The organism is Aeromonas sp. s4 (genome assembly GCF_040907855.1).
GTDB classification, from domain to species: Bacteria; Pseudomonadota; Gammaproteobacteria; order Enterobacterales; family Aeromonadaceae; genus Aeromonas; species Aeromonas caviae.
In genome coordinates this window covers 34,580-55,275 of sequence record NZ_JBFOCP010000023.1, presented here as the reverse complement: position 1 = coordinate 55,275, position 20,696 = coordinate 34,580, and the positions used below count along the sequence as shown (strand labels likewise).

15 protein-coding genes and 4 tRNA genes are annotated in these 20,696 nt (G+C 61.4%); 12 read left to right on the top strand and 7 right to left on the bottom strand.

Going from position 1 to position 20,696, the window contains the following annotated elements; all coding sequences use genetic code 11:
• Positions 1–88: 88 nt before the first annotated feature.
• On the top strand, positions 89–1,612 hold the full coding sequence (locus AB5Y89_RS06305; protein ID WP_368223140.1) for a diguanylate cyclase: 1,524 nt from the start codon (positions 89–91) through the stop codon (positions 1,610–1,612).
• A complete protein-coding gene (locus AB5Y89_RS06300) occupies positions 1,602–3,170 on the top strand; it encodes an EAL domain-containing protein (protein ID WP_368223138.1) in 1,569 nt (522 codons plus the stop codon). The genes AB5Y89_RS06305 and AB5Y89_RS06300 overlap by 11 nt, the downstream gene beginning before the upstream one ends.
• On the opposite strand, the gene AB5Y89_RS06295 is transcribed toward AB5Y89_RS06300, so the two are convergent.
• Complete coding sequence (locus tag AB5Y89_RS06295; RefSeq protein WP_128343616.1) at positions 3,167–4,066, bottom strand: AraC family transcriptional regulator; 900 nt, start codon at positions 4,064–4,066, stop codon at positions 3,167–3,169. The genes AB5Y89_RS06300 and AB5Y89_RS06295 overlap by 4 nt on opposite strands.
• A gap of 116 nt (positions 4,067–4,182) precedes the next feature.
• Positions 4,183–5,082 carry a LysR family transcriptional regulator gene (locus AB5Y89_RS06290; RefSeq protein ID WP_368223137.1) on the bottom strand — a complete coding sequence of 300 codons (900 nt, stop codon included), beginning with the start codon at positions 5,080–5,082 and terminating at the stop codon, positions 4,183–4,185.
• Positions 5,083–5,182: 100 nt separating this feature from the next.
• On the opposite strand from AB5Y89_RS06290, the gene AB5Y89_RS06285 reads away from it, so the two are divergent.
• The 3 genes from AB5Y89_RS06285 (at position 5,183) to AB5Y89_RS06275 (ending at position 8,448) form a co-directional block, all read left to right on the top strand.
• The gene (locus AB5Y89_RS06285) at positions 5,183–5,821 is read left to right on the top strand and encodes an NAD(P)-dependent oxidoreductase (RefSeq protein WP_322130832.1); all 639 of its coding nucleotides are present in this window, start codon (positions 5,183–5,185) and stop codon (positions 5,819–5,821) included.
• Between the two features lie 347 nt (positions 5,822–6,168).
• The gene (locus AB5Y89_RS06280; protein WP_045524490.1) at positions 6,169–7,191 is read left to right on the top strand and encodes an isopenicillin N synthase family oxygenase; all 1,023 of its coding nucleotides are present in this window, start codon (positions 6,169–6,171) and stop codon (positions 7,189–7,191) included.
• Between the two features lie 93 nt (positions 7,192–7,284).
• The gene (locus tag AB5Y89_RS06275) at positions 7,285–8,448 is read left to right on the top strand and encodes a PLP-dependent aspartate aminotransferase family protein (protein ID WP_042863960.1); all 1,164 of its coding nucleotides are present in this window, start codon (positions 7,285–7,287) and stop codon (positions 8,446–8,448) included.
• An 84-nt stretch (positions 8,449–8,532) separates the two neighbouring features.
• Here AB5Y89_RS06275 and folD read toward each other — a convergent pair whose 3' ends face one another.
• On the bottom strand, positions 8,533–9,390 hold the full coding sequence (gene folD, locus AB5Y89_RS06270) for a bifunctional methylenetetrahydrofolate dehydrogenase/methenyltetrahydrofolate cyclohydrolase FolD (RefSeq protein WP_368223134.1): 858 nt from the start codon (positions 9,388–9,390) through the stop codon (positions 8,533–8,535).
• A 203-nt stretch (positions 9,391–9,593) separates the two neighbouring features.
• On the opposite strand from folD, the gene AB5Y89_RS06265 reads away from it, so the two are divergent.
• The 6 genes from AB5Y89_RS06265 (at position 9,594) to AB5Y89_RS06240 (ending at position 15,452) form a co-directional block, all read left to right on the top strand.
• Positions 9,594–9,670, top strand: a tRNA-Pro gene (locus tag AB5Y89_RS06265).
• Positions 9,671–9,706: 36 nt separating this feature from the next.
• A tRNA-Arg gene (locus AB5Y89_RS06260) sits at positions 9,707–9,783 on the top strand.
• A gap of 46 nt (positions 9,784–9,829) precedes the next feature.
• Positions 9,830–9,905: transfer RNA gene (locus AB5Y89_RS06255), tRNA-His, on the top strand.
• 521 nt (positions 9,906–10,426) lie between these two features.
• Positions 10,427–12,601, top strand: coding sequence for a catalase/peroxidase HPI (katG, locus tag AB5Y89_RS06250; protein ID WP_368223133.1), 2,175 nt, complete (start codon positions 10,427–10,429; stop codon positions 12,599–12,601).
• 409 nt (positions 12,602–13,010) lie between these two features.
• The gene (locus tag AB5Y89_RS06245) at positions 13,011–14,129 is read left to right on the top strand and encodes a DUF1214 domain-containing protein (protein ID WP_202607996.1); all 1,119 of its coding nucleotides are present in this window, start codon (positions 13,011–13,013) and stop codon (positions 14,127–14,129) included.
• Positions 14,130–14,225: 96 nt separating this feature from the next.
• Complete coding sequence (locus AB5Y89_RS06240) at positions 14,226–15,452, top strand: DUF1254 domain-containing protein (RefSeq protein ID WP_368223130.1); 1,227 nt, start codon at positions 14,226–14,228, stop codon at positions 15,450–15,452.
• Positions 15,453–15,768: 316 nt separating this feature from the next.
• Here AB5Y89_RS06240 and AB5Y89_RS06235 read toward each other — a convergent pair whose 3' ends face one another.
• From AB5Y89_RS06235 to AB5Y89_RS06225, 3 genes are all read right to left on the bottom strand, one after another.
• Complete coding sequence (locus tag AB5Y89_RS06235; RefSeq protein WP_368223128.1) at positions 15,769–17,202, bottom strand: 6-phospho-beta-glucosidase; 1,434 nt, start codon at positions 17,200–17,202, stop codon at positions 15,769–15,771.
• A 13-nt stretch (positions 17,203–17,215) separates the two neighbouring features.
• Entirely contained in the window at positions 17,216–18,724 is a 1,509-nt protein-coding gene (locus AB5Y89_RS06230) for a PTS transporter subunit EIIC (RefSeq protein ID WP_319873714.1), read from the bottom strand.
• Between the two features lie 118 nt (positions 18,725–18,842).
• Positions 18,843–19,601, bottom strand: a complete 759-nt coding sequence (locus AB5Y89_RS06225) for a MurR/RpiR family transcriptional regulator (protein WP_045524477.1) — start codon at positions 19,599–19,601, stop codon at positions 18,843–18,845.
• Between the two features lie 456 nt (positions 19,602–20,057).
• Between AB5Y89_RS06225 and AB5Y89_RS06220 the strand changes: the two genes are divergently transcribed.
• On the top strand, positions 20,058–20,180 hold the full coding sequence (locus AB5Y89_RS06220; RefSeq protein WP_258057335.1) for a hypothetical protein: 123 nt from the start codon (positions 20,058–20,060) through the stop codon (positions 20,178–20,180).
• A gap of 306 nt (positions 20,181–20,486) precedes the next feature.
• Here AB5Y89_RS06220 and AB5Y89_RS06215 read toward each other — a convergent pair.
• A tRNA-Ser gene (locus AB5Y89_RS06215) sits at positions 20,487–20,574 on the bottom strand.
• Positions 20,575–20,696 lie beyond the last annotated feature (122 nt).

Genomic DNA, 20,696 nt, shown 5'->3' with positions numbered 1-20,696 from the left:
GTCAATCGCTATTGATAAACGAGGCGATAGCATGCCCACCCTTTTATCAGCCCTGATTGAGACAATCTGAAGCCATCAGCACACGCCTATGCATGAGACCGCCTACCAAAACCTGCACTGCGATACCCAGCTCAACGTCACCTTCGGAGTCATCGTCCTGACCCTGCTTATCGCCCTGATGGCCGTCAGTGTCAGCATCCGGACCTCTGCCGAGCGCAAGTACCACAAGGTGGCGGCCATGTTCGTGCACAACATGGCGACCCAGTCCATCGAGCCACAGTTCAAATCACTGGAGCATGTCCTCAACGAAACGGGCAGTGTCATCGATGAATCAGGCCTGGATGCCTTCCTCAATGAGGATCACACGCCCCTTGGCATCTCCCTGATGCAAACGTTGGCGCTCACCCCCTATGTGAAGAGCATCCTGCTCGCCGATCCACAGGGGCGGTTCAACTCCGTCCCCCATCTGCCCGTCGGGGAGCACTTTGATGCCAAGGAGCGCCCCTGGTTTCTCGCGGCCGCCGTGCGAACACCCTTCGTGCACTACACCGACCACTACACCAGCCAATTCGACGACAAGAGCCGCAGCGTCTCCGTTTCCCGCCCCCTGCTCGACAGGGAGGGATTCTTCCTCGGCACCCTGGCCATGAACGTGGATCTCGAGCAGATGAGCTATCCCCTGCGCCAGCTCATGAGCCCTCTCAAGGGGGAGTTCTACCTGGTCGATAGGGCGGGCGACATCCTGCTGCATTCGGATGTGGGGAACCTGTTTCGCCATCGTGTGGACCGCCGTCTCATCGAGCAGATGACCAACGGCGCCGACCACCTCTTCGATGCAAAGCGCCAGACCCACCTCTACTACCACTCCTTCTCCAACCCGGACTGGTTCGTCATCTATGCCGTCAGCGATGCCAGGTTCAAGGAGGTGAGCAGCAGCGAGTCCCACCAGCTCCAGATCACCCTGGTGGGCTGCATGCTGATCTGCCTGCTCTGCTGGTGGTCCTTGCGTCATGTGCTCAGCAAGATGATCTTCGAGAGCATCGCCCTGATGCGCACCGGACGCATCCACGCGGGCAAACCGGGGGATCAGTTACGCCAGGAGATCCAGAACGGCCATCGCCAGATACTGGAAGCCATGGAGGCGTCCAACACGGATGCCCTGACGGGCCTGTTCAATCGCCGCTGCTTTGACAAGGCACTCGACGACCAGCTGATCGCCGGCCGCCCTTTCTGTCTGGGGTTGATCGATCTGGACAACTTCAAATCCATCAATGACACCCACGGTCACCCGGTCGGTGACGACGTCCTGCGGGCGGTGGCCCGGGAAGGGCGGCAGATTGCAGGCAAGGAGGCCACCCTCTACCGCTACGGCGGCGAGGAGCTGGCCATCATCATTCCCGGGGATGACAGCACCAGAGCACTGACGCTGCTCGAGCAGTGGCGCACCCAGGTGGCACAGCGGTCATGGCGCGAACCGGAACTGGTGGTGACCTTCTCTGCCGGGTTGGGACTGTGGCGACAGGAGTCCGCCGAGCAACTGCTGGCGCGGGTCGATCAGGCGCTCTATCAGGCCAAGGATGCTGGCAAGAATCGGGTGCACCATGCCGACTGATCCCCTGGCACAGCGTCTGCGTCTGGCCATCGTGCTCGGGCTCCTCTTGCTGGTCGGCCTCACCGCCCTCAACCTCCTGCAGGCGGCCAGCGGCCTTCGCAAGGACAACGCGCGCAGCCTGAACCATGCCCTGGCCATGATAGAGAGTGCCATCAACGACAGTCAGTCCCTGGTCGAGGCCGCCCGCCCCCTCGCCATGGGCCGCTGCCAGGATGAGCAACTGGCCCTGCGCGACCTCATCACCGCCTCCCCCTATGCGCGGGCACTCTATGTGCTGGAGGGGCAGCAACTGCGCTGTACCACCCTGCACAGGCCCATCCTCACCCGGGATATTCCCCGTGGCCCGGCGGGCAACCAGACACTGATCCTCGCCAGACACAGCCCCATCACCGGGCAGACAGCCATCCTCTACCGTCAGCCATCCGGCGATCGCACCCTGCTGGTGGAGCTGGACGGCTTCCACATCTTCGGCGCCTTGCAAGCCGTGATGGGAGAGGACAACCTCTTCTTCCTCCTCGGGGACCAGGCCCTCGATGGCCACGGCAGGACCCTGCCCGCAGCCCGCCTGCTGGAAGGGGGACAGCGTCTGCAACAGAGCGAGCCCACCGCTCATCCCTATCGCCTGGTGGCGCTCAACGGTTACAAGGAAGTGCTGGCGTTTGCCTGGGCGTACAACCAGGAGAACCTGCTTGCCGCCCCTGTGCTGGCGCTGTTGCTGGGGCTGCTCACCTTCTATCTGAGGGGGCGCAGCGGCTCCCCCCGCAGCGAGCTTGCCAGAGCCATGGCGGCCCGGGAGTTCATCCCTTATCTGCAACCCGTGATGGACAGGCAGGGGCGCCTGCGCGGTTGTGAAGTGCTGATGCGCTGGCGTCATCCCACACAAGGGATGATTGCCCCCAACCACTTCATTCCCCTCGCGGAGGAGTGCGGCTACATAGTACCCATGACCCGCCAGTTGATGGCCCAGACCCGGGATTATCTGCTCGAGGTAGCCGACAGGCTACCCCCCGGCTTTCACGTCGCCGTCAATGTCTGCGCCCAGCACTTCAAAAACCAGGACATCATCGCCGAGTGCCGCGACTTTCTTCACGCCTTCCCGGGCCAGGATCTGCGCCTGGTGCTCGAGGTGACGGAGCGGGAGATGGTGGATGCGGACGAGCAGACCCGCGCGATCTTCGATGCCCTGGACGAGCTGGGCGTGCTCATCGCCATCGATGACTTTGGCACCGGCCACTCCAGCCTCTGCTATCTGCAGATGTTCCATGTGGACATCATCAAAATCGATCGCAGCTTTATCAAGGGAATGAAAGAGGAAGGCCCCTCCCGCCATATCGTCGAAAACATCCTGGATCTCGCCCATCGCATGGGGCTGGCTCTGGTCGCCGAGGGGGTGGAGACCCAGGAACAGGTCGAAATGGCACGCCACTATGGCATCGACTACCTGCAGGGCTTCTACTTCGCCAAGCCGCTGCCACCGGCCCAGTTCACTGATCTCCTGACCAGCGCCACACGCCCGGAGCCATCGCGGCGCCATGCCGGGGTGAGCCTCCTTCCCTAACGGGGGGCAACGGGCAGCCAGTACTCCATGGTGGCGTCGGGCTGCTGGCCATCAAAGCCGGGGGCATAGCGCTCCAGCTCGAAACCGTCCAGCCCCCGGTATGCCGACTCCGGCAGCCAGTGCAGGATGAACCAGTGCAGGCTCTCCCCCAGCTGGGCAATGGGTCCTTTGTGGGTGAGCACGGCATACTCCTGAGCCGGCACGTTGAGACTCGACAGGCCGGGGGGCGTAGGCGCCGTCGTGGCCACTCCGGCCCAGTAAGGCAGCCGCTCCCCTGCCCCCGACACATCCACCACCCCCAGCCATTCCCTCGACAGGTCCAGCGCCCCCGTCTCGCGCAGCGCTCGCCAGATGGCGGGCACCGTCTGCTGAAAATCCGGTGAGGCATCGAACAACCCCCGGATCGTGCCACTGACTCCCTGCAAGGTGAACGCCGGCAGGCTCTCTATGCGCACCTGCACCAGGTTGGGAGAGGCAGAGCGGGGGACCGCCGCCCGCACCAGGGGCGTGCGCAGCCCCAGCCGCAGGCCCCGCTTGCGATACGCCAGCGGCGAGCAGCCAAATTGCTGCTTGAAGGCGCGGCTGAAACTCACTTCCGAGCCAAACCCGTGATCCAGCGCCACATCCAGCACCCGCAGCCGGGTGGAGAGTAGCGCCTCCGCCGCCATGCTCAGCTTCAGCTCGCGCACATAGTGAGCCACCGTCTGGCCCGTCTCATGCAGGAATACCCGTTGCAACTGCCAGCGGGACCAGCAGCTCTGCCGGGCCAGCGCCTCCAGGGAGAGCGGCTGATCCAGATTGGCATGGATGTAGTCGAGCACTCGCTCGATGCGGGTGAGGTGGGCGCGCGCCTCGGGTGCCGGCTCACGGAGTGGGTGGGGAGAAGTCGGTGTCATGATGCGCTTGAGACCACGCCAGCAGAGGGCGCTCTGGCCCGGGAGGGCCACATTAAACAGGGGTGTCGCGCCGACCGCAAGGCTGGCGCACCGCCTGGCTATTCATCCCGCCCCGCTCAGGGTAGACGGCTCTGGCCATGCTCGGCAAAGTGGCTGCGAAGGGCGCTGATCACCCGCCGCACCTTCTCCGGGATCTCCCGCTGGGGGGTGATGGCATGGATCTCCATGGGAGGGGCCAAAAAGCCCGGCAGCAGCACGAGCAATCGACCGGTGGCGATATCTTCTTCTATTTCACCTTCCGGTTGCAGCGAAATCCCCTGCCCTGCCAGGGTGAACTGGCGCAGGGGCAAGACGTTGTTGCACAGCACCCTGGGCTTGGGCTTGACCTTGTGGGCCTCCCCTTTTTCGTCCAGCAGCAGTATCCCGCCCCCCAGCATGTCCGAGGCCAGCCAGTCGTGGGCCAGCAGATCCGCCGGGCTGCGCGGCGTGCCCTTGCGTGCCAGATAGGCGGGCGAGGCACACAGCAGCATCCGGGTCTGACCCAGCCTGCGCGCCACCAGGGTGGAATCTTCAAGCGTGCCGACCCGCAGCGCCACGTCGATGCGATCCTTGATGAGATCCCGCTTCTCGTCGTCGGCAATGATCTGGATGCACAGGCCCGGGTGCGCCTGCAGCAGCGGCGAGAGCGCCCGCGCCAGGGGCTGGCCCGCCATCCCCACCGGCGCGGTGATCCGCACTTCTCCGAGCAGGCTGTCGCGCACCTCCGAGAGGCGCAGCTCGGTGTCGTTCAGGGTCTGCTGCAACGACTGGCAGCCCTGCCACACCACTTCCCCCGCTTCGGTCAGGCTGAGGCGGCGGGTGGAGCGGTGCAGCAGGGGCAGACCGAGCTGGCTCTCCAGTTGACTGATATGCTGGCTGACGGCGGACGGGGTCATGCCGAGGGCCTTGGCGGCGCCGGTCATGCTGCCCGCCTCCACCACGGCGGCGAAGATGGCGTAGCGTCTGAGCTGATCCATTATGAAGCCCTGCTTATAAGTGAATGCAATTTTAAGTGGATTATTAAATCACACTCGGGGGCGTAGGATAGCCCCATTCCCACAGTGAAGGAGAATTCCCATGAAGATTGCCCTCATCGGTGCCAGCGGTTTTGTCGGTTCAGCCATCCTTCAGGAGGCCGTCAGCCGCGGTCATCAGGTCACCGCCATCGTGCGTGACGTGAGCAAGGTCGCCGCTCACCCGCAAGTCACCGCCGTGGCGGTGGACGCACAGGACAGCCAGGCACTGGCCAGGGTGCTCAAGGGGCACGATCGGGTGATCAGTGCCTACAACCCGGGCTGGAGTGCCCCGGACATCTACGATCAGTACCTCAAGGGGGCCAGCGCCATCGTGGCCGCCGCCGTCGCGGCCAACAGCTGGCTGCTGGTGGTCGGCGGTGCCGGCAGTCTGGAAATCGCCCCGGGCGTGCAGCTGGTGGACACCCCGGAGTTCCCGGCAGAGTGGAAGCAAGGGGCCCTCGCGGCCCGGGATGGTCTCACCGCCCTTCGCCGGGAAACCACCCTCGACTGGCGTTTCGTCTCCCCACCCGTGTTCCTCGAACCCGGCGAGAAGCGCGGCGGTTACCGCCTTGGCACGGATCAGGTGTTGTTCAGCGGCGAGCAGCCCGCCGGGATCACGGTCGGCGATCTGGCGGACGGGGTGCTGAACGAGGTGCAAGCACCGGCTCACCTGCGCCAGCGTTTCACCCTGGGTTATTGAGGAAAGGCGCGCCAGCAACCCTTCCCATGACAGTCACACGGAGGGAGGCGGATGCCTCCCTCCGCCTTTTCTCTCCCGCGTCTATCCCGTCACGCCAATGTCGCTCTCACCCGGTACGGCAGATCGCCGCCGGAGCCGCCCGTTGCTCGTTCCATTCGCTCAAGTCCGAATTCCATTTCGAATTTTGTATATAACTAAGAATATTTTGTTGCTTCCACCTTATAACCTCGAACAGTAGCATCACCCTCAACCCAAACGGCGCCACTCAAGAAGAGTGCGCCCCGGTTTCGCAACACCCCGCACGCCGGGGCATGCAGACCCCGTTCACGGAAAGTGAGGAGATGCCCATGACCACCCCATCATTGCCGATCATCGATCTCGCCGCCCTCAAGGGCACCCCGGCTGCACGCAGCCAGATGCTGGCGCAGCTTGGCCAGGCCGCCCGCGAAGTGGGCTTTTTCTATCTGGTGGGCCATGATCTGAGCGAATCGGCGCGCCAGGAGACCCTGGCGCTCGCCGCCCGCTTCTTCGCCCTGCCACTTGAAGAAAAACTGGCGGTGCAGATGGTCCACTCCCCCCACTTTCGCGGCTACAACCAGGTGGGGGCAGAGCTCACCCGGGCACGGCCGGATCTGCGGGAGCAGTTCGATATCATGAACGAGGCCCAGGCCCTGCCTGTGGCGCACATTCGTGAACCCTGGCAGCGCCTCATCGGCCCCAATCAGTGGCCCGCCGCCCTGCCCGAGATGAAAACACGGCTGCTGGCATGGCAGGATCGACTGAGCGACATCACCCTCACCCTGCTGGATGCCTTCGCAGAGGTGCTGGGGCAGCCCGCCGGAGTATTTGATGAGAGCATTCGCGGTGCCCCCTACCAGCACATGAAGCTCATTCACTACCCCGGACAACCGGAAGGCAGCAGTGGTCAGGGGGTGGGTGCCCACAAGGATCCCGGCTACCTGACTCTGGTGATGCAGGACGATCACTCCGGGCTCGAGGTGGAGACGGCAGATGGCTGGATCCCCGCGCCCCCCCTGCCGGGCGCCCTGGTGGTCAACATCGGCGAGCTGCTGGAGCTCGCGTCCGACGGCTACCTCAAGGCCACCCTGCACCGGGTGGTGAGCCCGCCTCCCGGGGTATCGCGCCTCTCCTGCGCCTTCTTCATGGCGGCAAGGCTGGATGCGACTGTGCCACTGCTTAGCCTCTCCCCCGAGCTGGCGGCACTGGCCGAAGGGCCCCAGAGCGATCCCGCCAACCCGCTCTTTTATCAGGTGGGGGAAAACGTGCTCAAGGGGAGGCTGCGCTCCCACCCGGATGTGGCGGCCCGCCACTATGCAGGCGAGCCGCAGCGCGAGCCAGCGCTAGCCTGACAACGCCGCCACACCACATTAGAAAAGGGGCGCGACGGCGCCCCGGATAACACAAGCAGTCGGGCAACAACCTGGCAATGACGGAGTACAAAAATGAAATTCAAGACCATGAGCGTGCACAGCGGCCAGCGGATCGATCCCCAGACCGGCGCCCTCACCACCCCGCTCTACCAGAGCAGCACCTTCAGCTACTTCAACGCCCAGGCGGGCAAGGAGCGCTTCGCCGGTCAGGCGCCCGGCTTCATCTACAGCCGCTTTGGCAACCCCACCACTGCCGAACTGGAGCAGAAGCTGGCAGCCCTCGAAGGTGCAGATGAGGCACTGGTGGTGGCCAGCGGCATGGCGGCGGTGAGTGCCATCATGTATGCCCTGGCAGACAGCGGTGATGAAGTGGCCTATATCGGCCCCCTCTACGGCGGCACCGATGCCTTCCTCAAGCAGACCTTCAGCCGCGCCGGCATCAAGATCACCGCCTACGAGAGCGATCAGGCGCTGCTGGCCAACATCCGCCCCGCCACCAAGGTGGTACTGTTCGAAACCCTGACCAATCCCACCCTCAAGGTGGTGGATCCGCGGGTGGTGGTGGAGGCGGCCCGCAAGGTGGGCGCCATCACGGTATGTGACAACACCTTCCTCACCCCCTACCTGCTGCGCCCGCTCGAGCTTGGCATCGACATCGTCATGCACAGCGGCACCAAGTATCTGGGCGGTCACGGCGACATCATCGCCGGGGTGGTGGCGGGTCGTCATGAGCTGATGAAGTCGATTCGCACCGTGGCCCTCAAGCACATCGGCTCTCCCATCGGCCCGCAGGAGGCCTACCTGCTGCAACGGGGGGTCAAGACCCTTCCCCTGCGCATGGATGCCCACCTGCACAACGCCCAGAAGGTGGCCGAGTTCCTGGATGCCCACCCGGCGGTGAAGAAGGTGATCTACCCGGGCCTTGCCAGCCATCCGGGCCACGATGCCCTCGGCGCCTTCGCCAGCGGCTTTGGCGGCATGGTGAGCATCGAGCTGGAAGGCGGGTTTGAGCGCTGCGCCACCCTGCTCGACAACCTGCAACTCTTCGTGCAGGCGGTGAGCCTCGGCGATCTCGAGAGCCTGGCCTGCCATCCGGCCAGCACCACCCACGCCGCCATGGACGAGGCGAGCCGCCTCGCCGCCGGAGTCAATGACGATCTCATCCGCTTCAGCATCGGGGTGGAAGACGCCGACGATCTGATTGCCGATCTGGCCGCTGCCCTGGCCCTCCTCTGATATCCAGTAGCGATCCGGGGGAGTGACGCAATAAAAAAAGGGAAGGCAATGCCTTCCCTTTCTCTTTTCTGCCCGGCGCCCTCATCAGGCGTCGTGGTAATCCTGGCAGGCGCTCAGGGTGTTCTCCATCAGGCTGGCGACCGTCATGGGGCCCACGCCCCCCGGTACCGGCGTGATGAAGGCGGCGTGATTGCGCGCGGTCTCATACTCCACATCTCCCACCAGGGAGCCGTCCGCAAGGCGGTTGATGCCCACGTCGATCACCAGGGCACCGGGTTTGACCCACTCCCCCGGAATGAAGTTGGGCTTGCCCACCGCCACCACCAGCAAGTCGGCCCGGCGCACCTGGGTTTCCAGATCCTGGGTGAAGCGGTGACAGGTGGTGGTGGTGCAACCGGCCAGCAGCAGCTCCAGCGTCATGGGACGCCCCACGATGTTGGAAGCCCCGACCACCACCGCATGCAGACCATGGGTCTTGACGCCTGTGGTCTCGATCAGGGTCATGATCCCCTTGGGGGTGCAGGGTCGCAGCGCCGGGATGCGCTGGGCCAGACGACCCACGTTGTAGGGATGGAAGCCATCAACGTCCTTGTCGGGACGAATGCGCTCCAGCACCTGGGTGGCATCGCAGTGAGCCGGCAAGGGCAACTGCACCAGGATGCCGTCCACTTCCGGATCCTCGTTGAGCTGGTCGATCAGGGACAGCAGCTCCGCTTGTGTCGCCGTGGCGCTGAGGTCATAGGAGCGGGAGACAAATCCCACCTCTTCACAAGCGCGACGTTTGCTGCCCACATAGACTTGGGAGGCCGGATCCTGCCCCACCAGGATCACCGCCAGACCCGGTGCCCGTTTCCCCTGCGCCAACCGCTGTTGGACTTGCGCGGCGACCTGATTGCGAATCGTTTGCGCAACCTGTTTTCCATCAATGATTTTGGCAGACATCGTTCTTCACTCACCATGTGTTCAACTGCGGCGCATTGTCGCATTTTTTTGGCGCGGGTGTTAGCGGCTCTCGCAGGGAGGGCAATAAGTAGGCACTTGAATTTACTGGCGGAAAAAGTCATTGACGCTGACTTTGGCGCTTGGGTATGATGCCCGCCCGTTGCCCAGTGGTGCCGCCGAAGGTATGCTGGATGGCGAATTTTCGGTGATTAGCGCAGCCCGGTAGCGCATCTGGTTTGGGACCAGAGGGTCAAAGGTTCGAATCCTTTATCACCGACCAGGTTCATCGGGAAATCCCCGGATTTCTTGATACAACGCGCCCTTAGCTCAGTCGGATAGAGCAACGGCCTTCTAAGCCGTGGGTCGCAGGTTCGAATCCTGCAGGGCGCGCCATCGATACGGATGAGTTTGATTGCTGTATCGAAGGCAGATTTCAGTGGTGGCTGTAGCTCAGTTGGTAGAGTCCCGGATTGTGATTCCGGTTGTCGTGGGTTCGAGCCCCATCAGCCACCCCATTATTCCCCTCCAGGCTGGGATCAGCCTGATGAGACAGCAGCACGCTGTCTGTTTGGACCGGCCACTGGCCGGTCTTTTTGTTTCTGCGCCGTCCGCTTTTTGGCGCAACGCCCCCACCCCATCCTCTGGCGCTCGGCGCCCTGCTCAGGACGCAATCCGGACCGCCGTCACAAAAATGGGGTTTTCTGCCCCGCTCAAGACAAGCCCTACTCATGCCATGACCCAGCGCAAGTCCAGGTCTGATCCCTAGTGTTATGGATAAAAAGATTGATAACACGGCTGCCAGGGCGCTCCTTCCTTCTCTTATCCCTTGTCCAGGAGCAGCCAAATTCGATGGCACCGATTCATCTTTTCGTAATACGGTCATCCCATCCTTAATCAATTATCTGAAATATAAGGAGTTATTGATAACCCCCCGATGCCGGTCCAAGGCCCAACCTGTCACATGCCCCGCCGGTTGCAGGAAAAGTTCCCATACTGAGTTGTCTGCATTGCACATGACTGCCAAGGAGAGACTGAGATGAGTGAAGAAAGCAAATGCCCCTTCAACCACACCGCCGGCGTCGGCAGAACCAATCGTGATTGGTGGCCGAATCAGTTGCGGCTGGATCTGCTGCACCAGCATTCCCCCAGCTCCGATCCCATGGACAAGGACTTTGACTACGCCAAGGCCTTCGCCAGCCTGGATTACAAGGCACTCAAGAGAGATCTGGTCAAGCTGATGACGGATTCCCAGGAGTGGTGGCCGGCGGACTTCGGTCACTACGGCCCCCAGTTCATCCGCATGACCTGGCATGCTGCGGGCACCTATCGCACCACCGACGGTCGCGGTGGCGGCGGCCGTGGCCAACAGCGCTTCGCCCCCCTCAACAGCTGGCCTGACAACGTCAACATCGACAAGTCCCGTCGCCTGCTCTGGCCCATCAAGCAGAAATACGGCAACAAGATCTCCTGGGCCGATCTGCTGATCCTCGCCGGCAACGTCGCCCTGGAGACCATGGGTTTTCGCACCTTCGGCTTTGGCGGTGGGCGGCCCGACGTGTGGGAGCCGGATCAGGACGTCAACTGGGGGGATGAAATTGCCTGGCTCGGGGTCGATCCCGATCGGGTCAAGGGCGATCGCGAGCTTACGGCCCCCTTCGGGGCCACCCACATGGGCCTCATCTACGTCAACCCGGAAGGGCCCAACGCCAGCGGTGACTACATGGAGGCTGCCAAGGACATCCGTTCCACCTTCGGTCGCATGGCCATGAACGATGAAGAGACGGTCGCCCTTATCGCGGGCGGCCACACCTTCGGCAAGGCCCACGGCGCCGCGCCCGAATCCCACAAGGGGCCAGAGCCGGAAGCCGCGCCTCTGGAGGCACAGGGCCTCGGCTGGATGAGCGACTTCGGCAGCGGCCATGGCAAGGACACCGTCTCGAGCGGGCTCGAAGTGACCTGGACCAAGACACCGGCCCTGTGGAGCAACAACTTCTTTGAAAACCTGTTCAACTACGAGTGGGAGCTGACCAAGTCGCCTGCTGGCGCCAAGCAGTGGGTGGCCAAGGATGCCCCGGAGATCATTCCCGATGCGCACATCCCGGGCAAGTTCCACAAGCCGACCATGCTCACCACCGACCTGACCCTGCGCTTTGACCCCGAGTTTGGCAAGATCTCCCGCCACTTCTACGAGGATCCGCAGGCCTTCGCCGATGCCTTCGCCCGCGCCTGGTTCAAGCTGACCCACCGTGACATGGGCCCCATCGCCCGCTACCTGGGGCCGGAGGTACCCAAAGAGGAGCTGATCTGGCAAGACCCCATCCCCGCCGTCAATCATCCCCTGATCGATGACAAGGACGTGGCCCTGCTCAAGGAGAAGATCCTGGCGGCCTCCCTGTCCGTGGCCGAGCTGGTGTCGACCGCCTGGGCCTCCGCGTCCACCTTCCGTGGCTCTGACAAACGCGGTGGCGCCAACGGTGCCCGCATCCGCCTGGCTCCGCAAAAGGAGTGGGCCGTGAACCAGCCTGCCCAGCTTGCGAAAGTGCTTCAGGCCCTCGACGGGATACAGCAGACCTTCAACGCTTCCGCCACCGGCGGCAAGCGGGTCTCCCTCGCCGATCTCATCGTGCTGGCGGGCGGCGTGGGGGTCGAGCAGGCCGCGAAGAGAGCCGGTGTCGCCGTGACCGTGCCCTTCACTCCAGGTCGCATGGACGCCTCCCAGGCGCAGACGGACGTCGACTCCTTTGCCGTGCTCGAGCCCCTCGCAGATGGATTTCGCAACTACGCGGGCGAGTGTGCGGGCTTCGCGGAGACCATGCTGATCGACAAGGCGCAACTGCTCACCCTGAGTGCCCCCGAGATGACGGTACTGGTGGGCGGCATGCGGGTGCTCGGCACTAACGCGGGCAACTGCCACGGGGTCTTTACCGCCGCCCCGGGTACCCTCTCCAACGACTTCTTCGTCAACCTGCTCGACATGGGCACGGAGTGGAAGCCGGAGGCGGGCAGCCAGGGAGTCTATGAAGGCCGTGATCGCCAGAGCGGCAAGGTGAAGTGGACCGGAACCCGGGTCGATCTGGTGTTCGGTTCCAACTCCCAGCTGCGCGCCCTGGCGGAGGTCTACGCCAGTGCGGATGCCAAGGAGAAGTTCGTGAAGGACTTCGTGGCGGCCTGGACCAAGGTGATGAATCTGGATCGCTTCGACCTCGCCTGAGGCTAAAGCACTGCTCGACCACCAAGCCCGGTATCACTACCGGGCTTTTTTATCGATGCTAAAGGGGAGTCCCATCCCTCCCCTTTGAGTGCTGCCATCGACCAACCCGCAAGGGGAGATGGCCAATGCCCCCAGCCCCGGGAAACCAGGAAATACCCCAGCAGGGCCTGCCGCCAGCGGGCTCCGTCAGCTCGGTCGAAGATTTTGAGTACCAGATCAAGTACCAGCGGGCCTTCGAGGCTGTCTTGTGGAACATGCCGGCGGTCGCCATCTACAGCTTCAGGCGCGCCGCCTTTGACAATCTGGGCCTTAAAGACAACGACATCATCGCCTATTCCAAACCCGCCACCCCGCATCTCGAGGCCATCACGGCCAACAGCACCACCCCTACATCACGGCCTTCACCGACTTGCAACACGGCCCCACCGTGCTGGAAGTGCCCGCTGCGGACCCGGATGGCAGCCTGTATGGGCAGATTGTCGATGCCTGGCAATTCACCATAGCGGATGTGGGCCCGGCGGGGCTCGACCAAGGCAAGGGCGGCAAGTTTTTGCTGACGCCCCCCGGCTACAGCGAGCCGATCCCGGCCGGCTATCTGCATGTTCCTTCCCCGAATTATCGCGTGGCGTTTGCCTTTCGCTCTGTGCCAGCGCCCGGCAAGTCGACGAACGATGCCTATCACTACTCCAAGCGCCTGCGCATGTACTCTCTCTCCGAGGCGAGCAATCCGCCGACCCAGCGCTTCGTCGATCCGGGCAACAAGCGCTACCCGACCCTGCCCTACTACGACGAGCGTCACTTCGCGGATCTGCATGCAGTGGCCAGCGTCGAACCCGTGCGCGAGCAGGACAAGGTGATGATGGGGATGCTCACCTCCCTTGGCATAGGTCGCGGCACCTCATTCAACCCGGATGAGAAAACCCGCAAGGCGATGCGCCAGGCGGCCATCGATGCCTGGTTCTACATGCAGCATTGGTATGACAATTTCCCGAAGGAGAAACGCTACTGGCCTGACAGGCACTACGCCTCCCTGTTGCAGGCCGATGACAACAAGACCTTCACCTTCACTTATGAGGATCGCATCGACCTCATCAATCGCGCCGCCGAGTACTTCTGGTGTACCTATATGCCCAAGGCGCTGAGCGATACCCCGGCCACCCAGTACCTGATGTGCCTCGCGGACAACAACGGCAAACTGCTGGAAGCCGGTCAGCTCTACAAGCTCACCATCCCGGCCAAGATGCCGGTCAAGCAGTTCTGGGCACTGACGGTCTACAACCGCGACACCATGTCCTTTATCTACAGCGAGAGCGGGCGCACCACCCTCTCCTCCTACGATCTCGACAAGATGGCCAAGAATCCGGACGGCAGCATCACCCTCTACGTGGGCCCGACCGCCCCGCCAGGCAAGGAAAACAACTGGATCCCGACCAGTGGCAAACGCCCGCTGCCGGCCATGCGTTTCTATGGCCCGACTGACGAGTTGAACCACAAGACCTTCAAGCTGGCGGATTTCGAGCGCGCATAAACCATGAACAGGAGTGGAGCACTTATGAGAAAGCTATCCCTTGCGGCAGTGTTATGTATCGCAGCCATGCCTGCCATGGCACAAATCACTGATAAAATGGCACAAGATGCCTATATCTACGGCTATTCCATGGAGGAAGCCTACAAGTTCTTCTATGAAACGGCGGTCAAGACAGCCCCCCCGCGAAACCGCTTCCAGAACATTCGCCACCTGGCGGACGATACCTACACCGATCACCCGACCATCAACAACGATACCCTGCACCTGCAGGGCTGGTTGGATCTCAGTGTGGAGCCGGTGATCATCAGCGTGCCGGACATGGACAAGGGCCGTTACTGGATCCTGCACACCATGGACATGGGCCATTACACCACCTCGATGATCGGCTCCCGCACCCACGGCACCAAGGGGGGTCACTTCATGTTTGCCTCCCGTAGCTGGAAAGGCGAGACGCCGGCCAGCGTCACCGAGGTGATCCGCGTCGACTCCGACATCCTCAAAGTGATGGGCCGCATCATGGCCACCAGCAAGGACGACGAGAAGGTCGCCCTTGGCTACATGGATGACTGGAACGTGCGCACCCTGTCGGCCTATCTCGGCCAGCCTGGGCCCAAAGCCACCGAGCACCAGTGGCCGGATCCGGCGAGCACCAACTGGTTGCAGCGGGTCAACTTCGTGCTGTGTCAGGGGGACATGGGCACCGCCGACAAGCACTGGCTGGCGCAGTACAAGGAGACGGGCCTCGCGCCCTGCAACACCAAGCTGAGCGCGGCGCAAATGGCCGCGGCCAAGCAAGGCGAGAAACAGGGCTTGGCCTATCTCAACGCGCTCCTGCCCAAGATGACCAGCTCGGAAGGGCTGCTCGGCACCCGGGCTGAGCTTCAAAACCAGAAGCGCGATCTGTTCGCCGAAGGCACCCTGATCGGACAATGGGGACTACCGCCGGAAGAGTCCGTCTATCTACAGGCACTCAAGGGATCCGATGGCCAGAGCATCAACGGCGCCAACGGCAAGCAATACCGCATGCATTTCAAGGCGCCCGAGGTCAGCCAGTTCTGGTCCTTCACCGTCTACGGCACGGATAACAAGCTGATGGCCCATAACACCATCAACCGCCACAGCCGTGGGGATCGCACCCTCAAGCCGGGCCCGGATGGTATGTACACCATAGAGCTCAGTGCCAAGGGGGATGCCAGCAACCCGAACTGGCTGCCCATTCCGGAGAAGGATGCCTACATCATCATGCGGCTGTATGGGCCGAACAAAGCCATTCGCGAAGGCAAGTACCCGATGCCGGTGCTGGAAGTAGTGAAAAAGCGGTGAAATAAGGCACATGGGCTCACCGCGCTGGCTGGCAGACAGAATCCGAGGGGGGATGGCAAACTCAGGCAGCGTCTGAGCGGTACCAAGCAGAACAGCCAAAACAAAAAACCGACCATCAGGTCGGTTTTTCTTATTGCGGATAAGGGCGGGATCCACGGCTCGACAACTCAGTGTCGACATGTCACACCAGCCTTGTCACGGGAAGATATTACACTGCCTTGACATTAAAAAACCTGCATAGCCACATAGTTAAATGGCACTTTGCTGTATCAATAACAGGTTTTATTTAATCAAGGCAGCATATTGAATCACCCAGTTATAGTGTCTCACCGTTGCTGGCGATGACCTGGCGATACCAGTCGAAGCTGCGCTTCTTGCTGCGCGCAAAGCTGCCGCTGCCGTCATCGTTTTTATCCACGTGGATAAAGCCGTAGCGCTTGCTGTATTCCCCTGTGGTGAAGGAGACGCAGTCGAGACATCCCCAGGGGGTGTAGCCCATGACATCCACCCCGTCCTCGACGATGGCAAGCTTCATCTGCTCGATATGGGCGCGCAAGTAAGCGATGCGATAATCGTCATCTATCTCCCCTCGCTCATCTTTCTGATCCCGCGCCCCGAAGCCGTTCTCGACGATAAACAGCGGCTTCTCGTAGCGGCCATAGAGCAGGTTCAGGGTGTAACGCAGCCCCACCGGGTCGATTTGCCAACCCCATTCTGAGGCCTGCACATGGGGATTTGGCACACTGCCCTCGAAGCCCGACAAGGCGGTGCCCGTGCCGGCGCCGTGCGCTCGCACCGCGTTGCTCATGTAGTAGCTGAGCCCGATGTAATCGGCGCAGCCCGCCCGCAATGTCTCTTCGTCCCCCGCTTCCATGACAATCTCATAGCCCTTGCGCTGCCACTCCTTGCGGATATAGGCGGGGTAATGGCCGCGTATGTGCACGTCCCCGAACAGGAAGCGCTCGCGCATGGCCATTTCCGCATACATCACATCGTCCGGGTGGCAGGAATAGGAGTAGAGGGGCACCATGGCCAGCATGCAGCCTATCTGCAAGTCCGGGTTGATCTCATGGCCCAGGCTGACCACCTTGGCGCTCGCCACGAACTGGTGGTGCAGCACCTGGTACATACACTCTTCCGGGTTCGGCTCCTGGTTGTAGATGACCCCGGAGCAGCAGTAGCCAAACAGCGGCACCTTCCAGTTGCGCTGGTTGTTGATCTCGTTGAAGGTCATCCAGTATTTGACCTTGTGCTGGTAGCGGCGCAGCACCACCTCGCTAAAGCGCACGAAGCAGTCCAGCACGGTGCGGCTCTTCCAGCCGCCGTATTGGGTCACCAGGTGGTTCGGCATCTCGAAGTGGGAGAGCGTGATGACGGGCTCGATGCCGTGGCGCAGCAGCTCGTCGAACATGTCGTCATAAAAACGCAGCCCCGCCTCGTTCGGCTCGGCCTCATCCCCCAGCGGGAAGATGCGCGACCAGGCGATGGAGGTGCGAAAACACTTGAAGCCCATCTCGGCAAACAGTGCGATGTCGTCTCTGTAGCGGTGGTAGAAATCCACCGCCTCGTGGTTGGCGTAGCGATGACCGGCCTCAATCTTGTCGGTGATGACGCGCTCCACCCCGTGGGCGCCGCTGGTGAGCACATCGACGATGCTGAGCCCCTTGCCGCCCTGATCCCAGCCCCCTTCTACCTGGTGGGCGGCGACCGCCCCCCCCCACAGAAAGTCTTTCGGTAATGCGTTGTTCATGACTTGTCGCTCCTTATACGGCTTTGGATGTCAGCGGCTGGGATTGGCTTATTTCGGCATCGGTCTGAAAGCCCGCCATCCAGGAGAAGATGACGCCCAGGGTAAAGGCCACGCCGATGGAGAGCAGGAAGCCCAGGAACTGCGCCATGTGGCCCTCTTTGAAGAACACCGGCAGCACGGCGATGCCGGGGATGCAGTAACTCCAGGAGACCGCGTTGAAGGCTCCCGCGACCGTACCACCGATGGCACCGGCCAGGCAGCCGCAGATGAGCGGGCGTTTGAAGCGCAGGGCCACCCCGTAGATGGCGGGTTCGGTGATGCCAAACAGGGCGGTCACGCCGGCCGAGAGGGTCACGCTTTTCAGCTCGGGATCCTTGGCCTTGAAGTAGACCCCGAACACGGCGCCGGCGATGCCGAACACGGCGGAGGCTTGCAGGCCGGTAAAGGTGTCATAGCCCAAAGTGGCGTAGTTGCCCACCGTCACCGGGGTGATGCCCCAGTGCACGCCGAGGGTCACCAGGGGTGTCCAGACAGCCCCCACCACGAAGCCGGCGATGGACGGGCTCAGGTGATAGAGGGTGTTGTAGATGCCACCGATGGCGCCGCCGATGAGGTTGCCGATGGGGCCGAAGGCCAGCAGGGTCAGGGGCACCATGATGGCGAGGCAGAACATGGGAGTGAAGAGGTTGCGCACCACCACCGGCAGGATCCGCTCGAAGAAGCGCTGCACATAGGACATGGCCCACACCATCAGGATGATGGGGATCACCGAGGCCGTGTAGCTCAGGTACTGCACCGGCAGACCGAGGAAGCTGAGCGGCGCGCTGTTAAGGGGAACCCCCACCAGGTTGACGATGGCCTCGTTGATGGCCGGGTTCTCCATCGCCGACTGCATCAGCGCTTGCACCGCCGGATCCGCGGAGTTTGCCAGGATGATTTTGTTCGCGGTCAGCATGTTCATGTAATCGGGCGACACCAAGGCGCAGGCGGCGATCACGGCGGTGAAGGGGTTCACGTTGAACTTCTTGGCCGCGGTGAAGGCGACCATCACCGGCAGGAAGGTAAAGCCGGTCCAGGAGACGAAGTTGAGGATGCGGAAGGTGCCGCTGGCGGAGTCCATCCAGCCGATGGCGGCGAAGAAGGAGATGAGCCCCTGCAACACGCCGCAGGCGGCCAGTGGGTAGAGGAAGGGGGCGAAGATGCTGGAGATGATGTCCATCAGGTGGTTGACCATACCCACCTTGGGGGCGTCGACCACGGCGTTTTCGTCGATCTGCACCCGTTTTTGCACTTCCCGATAGGCATCCCCGACGTGGTTGCCGATCACCACCTGCAGCTGACCGCTGGACTCGATGACGGTGATGACCCCTTGCACCCGTTTCAACACCTCCTTGTCGACCCGTCCCATCTCTTTTAGGACAAACCGCAGCCGGGTGGCACAGTGGGTGACGCTGATGACGTTGCTGTCACCACCAATCAACTCGACGATCTGTTTCGCCGAGTCCGCATAGTTAATTGCCATAATGATCCTTCCCTGCCATTTATTAATTAATATCGAAACAATTCAAATGTTGTGAATCGATGGTAGGGAAAGCATTCATCCTTGTCACGATATAACAAAATACCCGCTTTGTTACTTGTTACATAAAAGACACACCCTGTGACACCTCGGCACTTATCTTGTTTGCCAACTGGCGACCGATGGATTCGATGATATAAATCACCGGCACCTGGGTGGTAATATCATATTCATTGTCGACCACCAGCCTGGCCGCATGATATGAAATATTGAAATCCGCCATCTGGGCCAGGGTGGATTTATTATTGCTGGTAATAGTGATGAGCTTGCAGTGATGAAACAGAAACTGCTTCGCCAACTTGATTATCTCGGTGGTCTCCCCGGAGACCGAGAGCACGATCGCCACCGCCTGTTTGTACATGTCGGTGTTGACCGGGTAGTAGGGATCATCGATGTGGTTGCTGAACTTGCCGATGTTGGAGAAGAAGCGCGCCCCGTAGCGCCCCAGCGTGCCCGAGCTGCCCGCCCCCACGAAGATCACCCGCTCGGCCCCCGCGATCTGCTCGGCGGCGCTCGCGATCAAGGCGTCGAATTCGTCATTGTTGATGCTCTTGAAAAAAGAGAGGAACTCGTTGGCACCGTGTGGCAGCGATATTTCGCCGCGCTTCTCGGCATTCATTTTTAGATAGGCTTTGAATTCCGCATAACCGCTGCAATTCATCTTCTTGCAAAATCGCAATATGGTGGCGGTCGACACATCACAGGCTTCGGCCAATTCCCTGACCGTCATATAGATAACCGTCTGATGGTTCTTTATTACATAGTTATATACCTTGAACTCGAAGGTATTTAATGTTGAGACCAACTGATTATTAAACATGGTAATTCACCGAGCGCAGCCGCGTCCTTATTCAGGATGATGTCACGCAGTGTAACAAAAGGAGTGACCCGGTCGAGGAAGGATAAATCTAAACGCTCGAACTGTGATTACTATCACAATCACGCCGGCAAGATTTTCGCGTATCTGCCCATGGCTTAGACGAGAGAAGGAATATTTAGGCTCTGCATGGAGCCTAAATTTTTAGCGAATGTCATTGTGTCTATTAGTGGAACGCAATATCAGGTTATCGGTGAGCAACCCCTCCATGGGATCAGCAAGTCCCGCGATGCCAGCAGAGGGTGAGCGTATTTGTACGCTTCGCCCCCAAGGCGCCTGAGCGCATGGTGCCGCGATCACGGTGCAGCCGTACGCCTCGAAATGGCTCATGAGGACGGCGTACTGTCGGTAGTCCAGCTCACTGTATTGCAGGAAGGGGTAGACGCCAGGGATTCCATCTTGTCGTCATTACTGAACGCACCTTCCATCGCGACCCTGTTTGTGAAACCGGGCCGCGTGGCGATCCCTGCCGAGCAATTTGATGCCTATGAGATGGCAACGGATGAGCTGCCTGTCGACTAAGGGCTGCCCCGGGAGTACAAGTACAGAAATGTCCCCTATATCTCCAAGCTGAAGAGATAACACCGTGACGGGAATAAGGGTGTGTACGGCTGGCTCAGAAAGCAAAAAACCGACCCTGAGGTCGGTTTTTCTAATTTGGTGCTGGGTCCGGATTGACTCGCGCCATCCCTGGCGCTCGCCCTGCGGGCAGCCTTCGGCTGTCCAAGCGGGCTAGTCCACCCGCCTGTCGATACCGGGTGGAGACCAGATTGCCGGTTACCGGAAAAACAAAAGGCCCCGTCTTGCGACGGGGCCTTTTGTTTTATTTGGCGGTGAGGGAGGGATTCGAACCCTCGATACGTTGCCGTATACACACTTTCCAGGCGTGCTCCTTCAGCCACTCGGACACCTCACCAAATTTTACTGCTTGAAGTGGCTTTAGGAGCACGCTGTGCGTGCATCTTGCCGACTTCGTCGGTGGGCAGCCTCTCGGATACCTCACCAAAATTTTGTCTGTGGTTTAACGTGTTCAGCCAA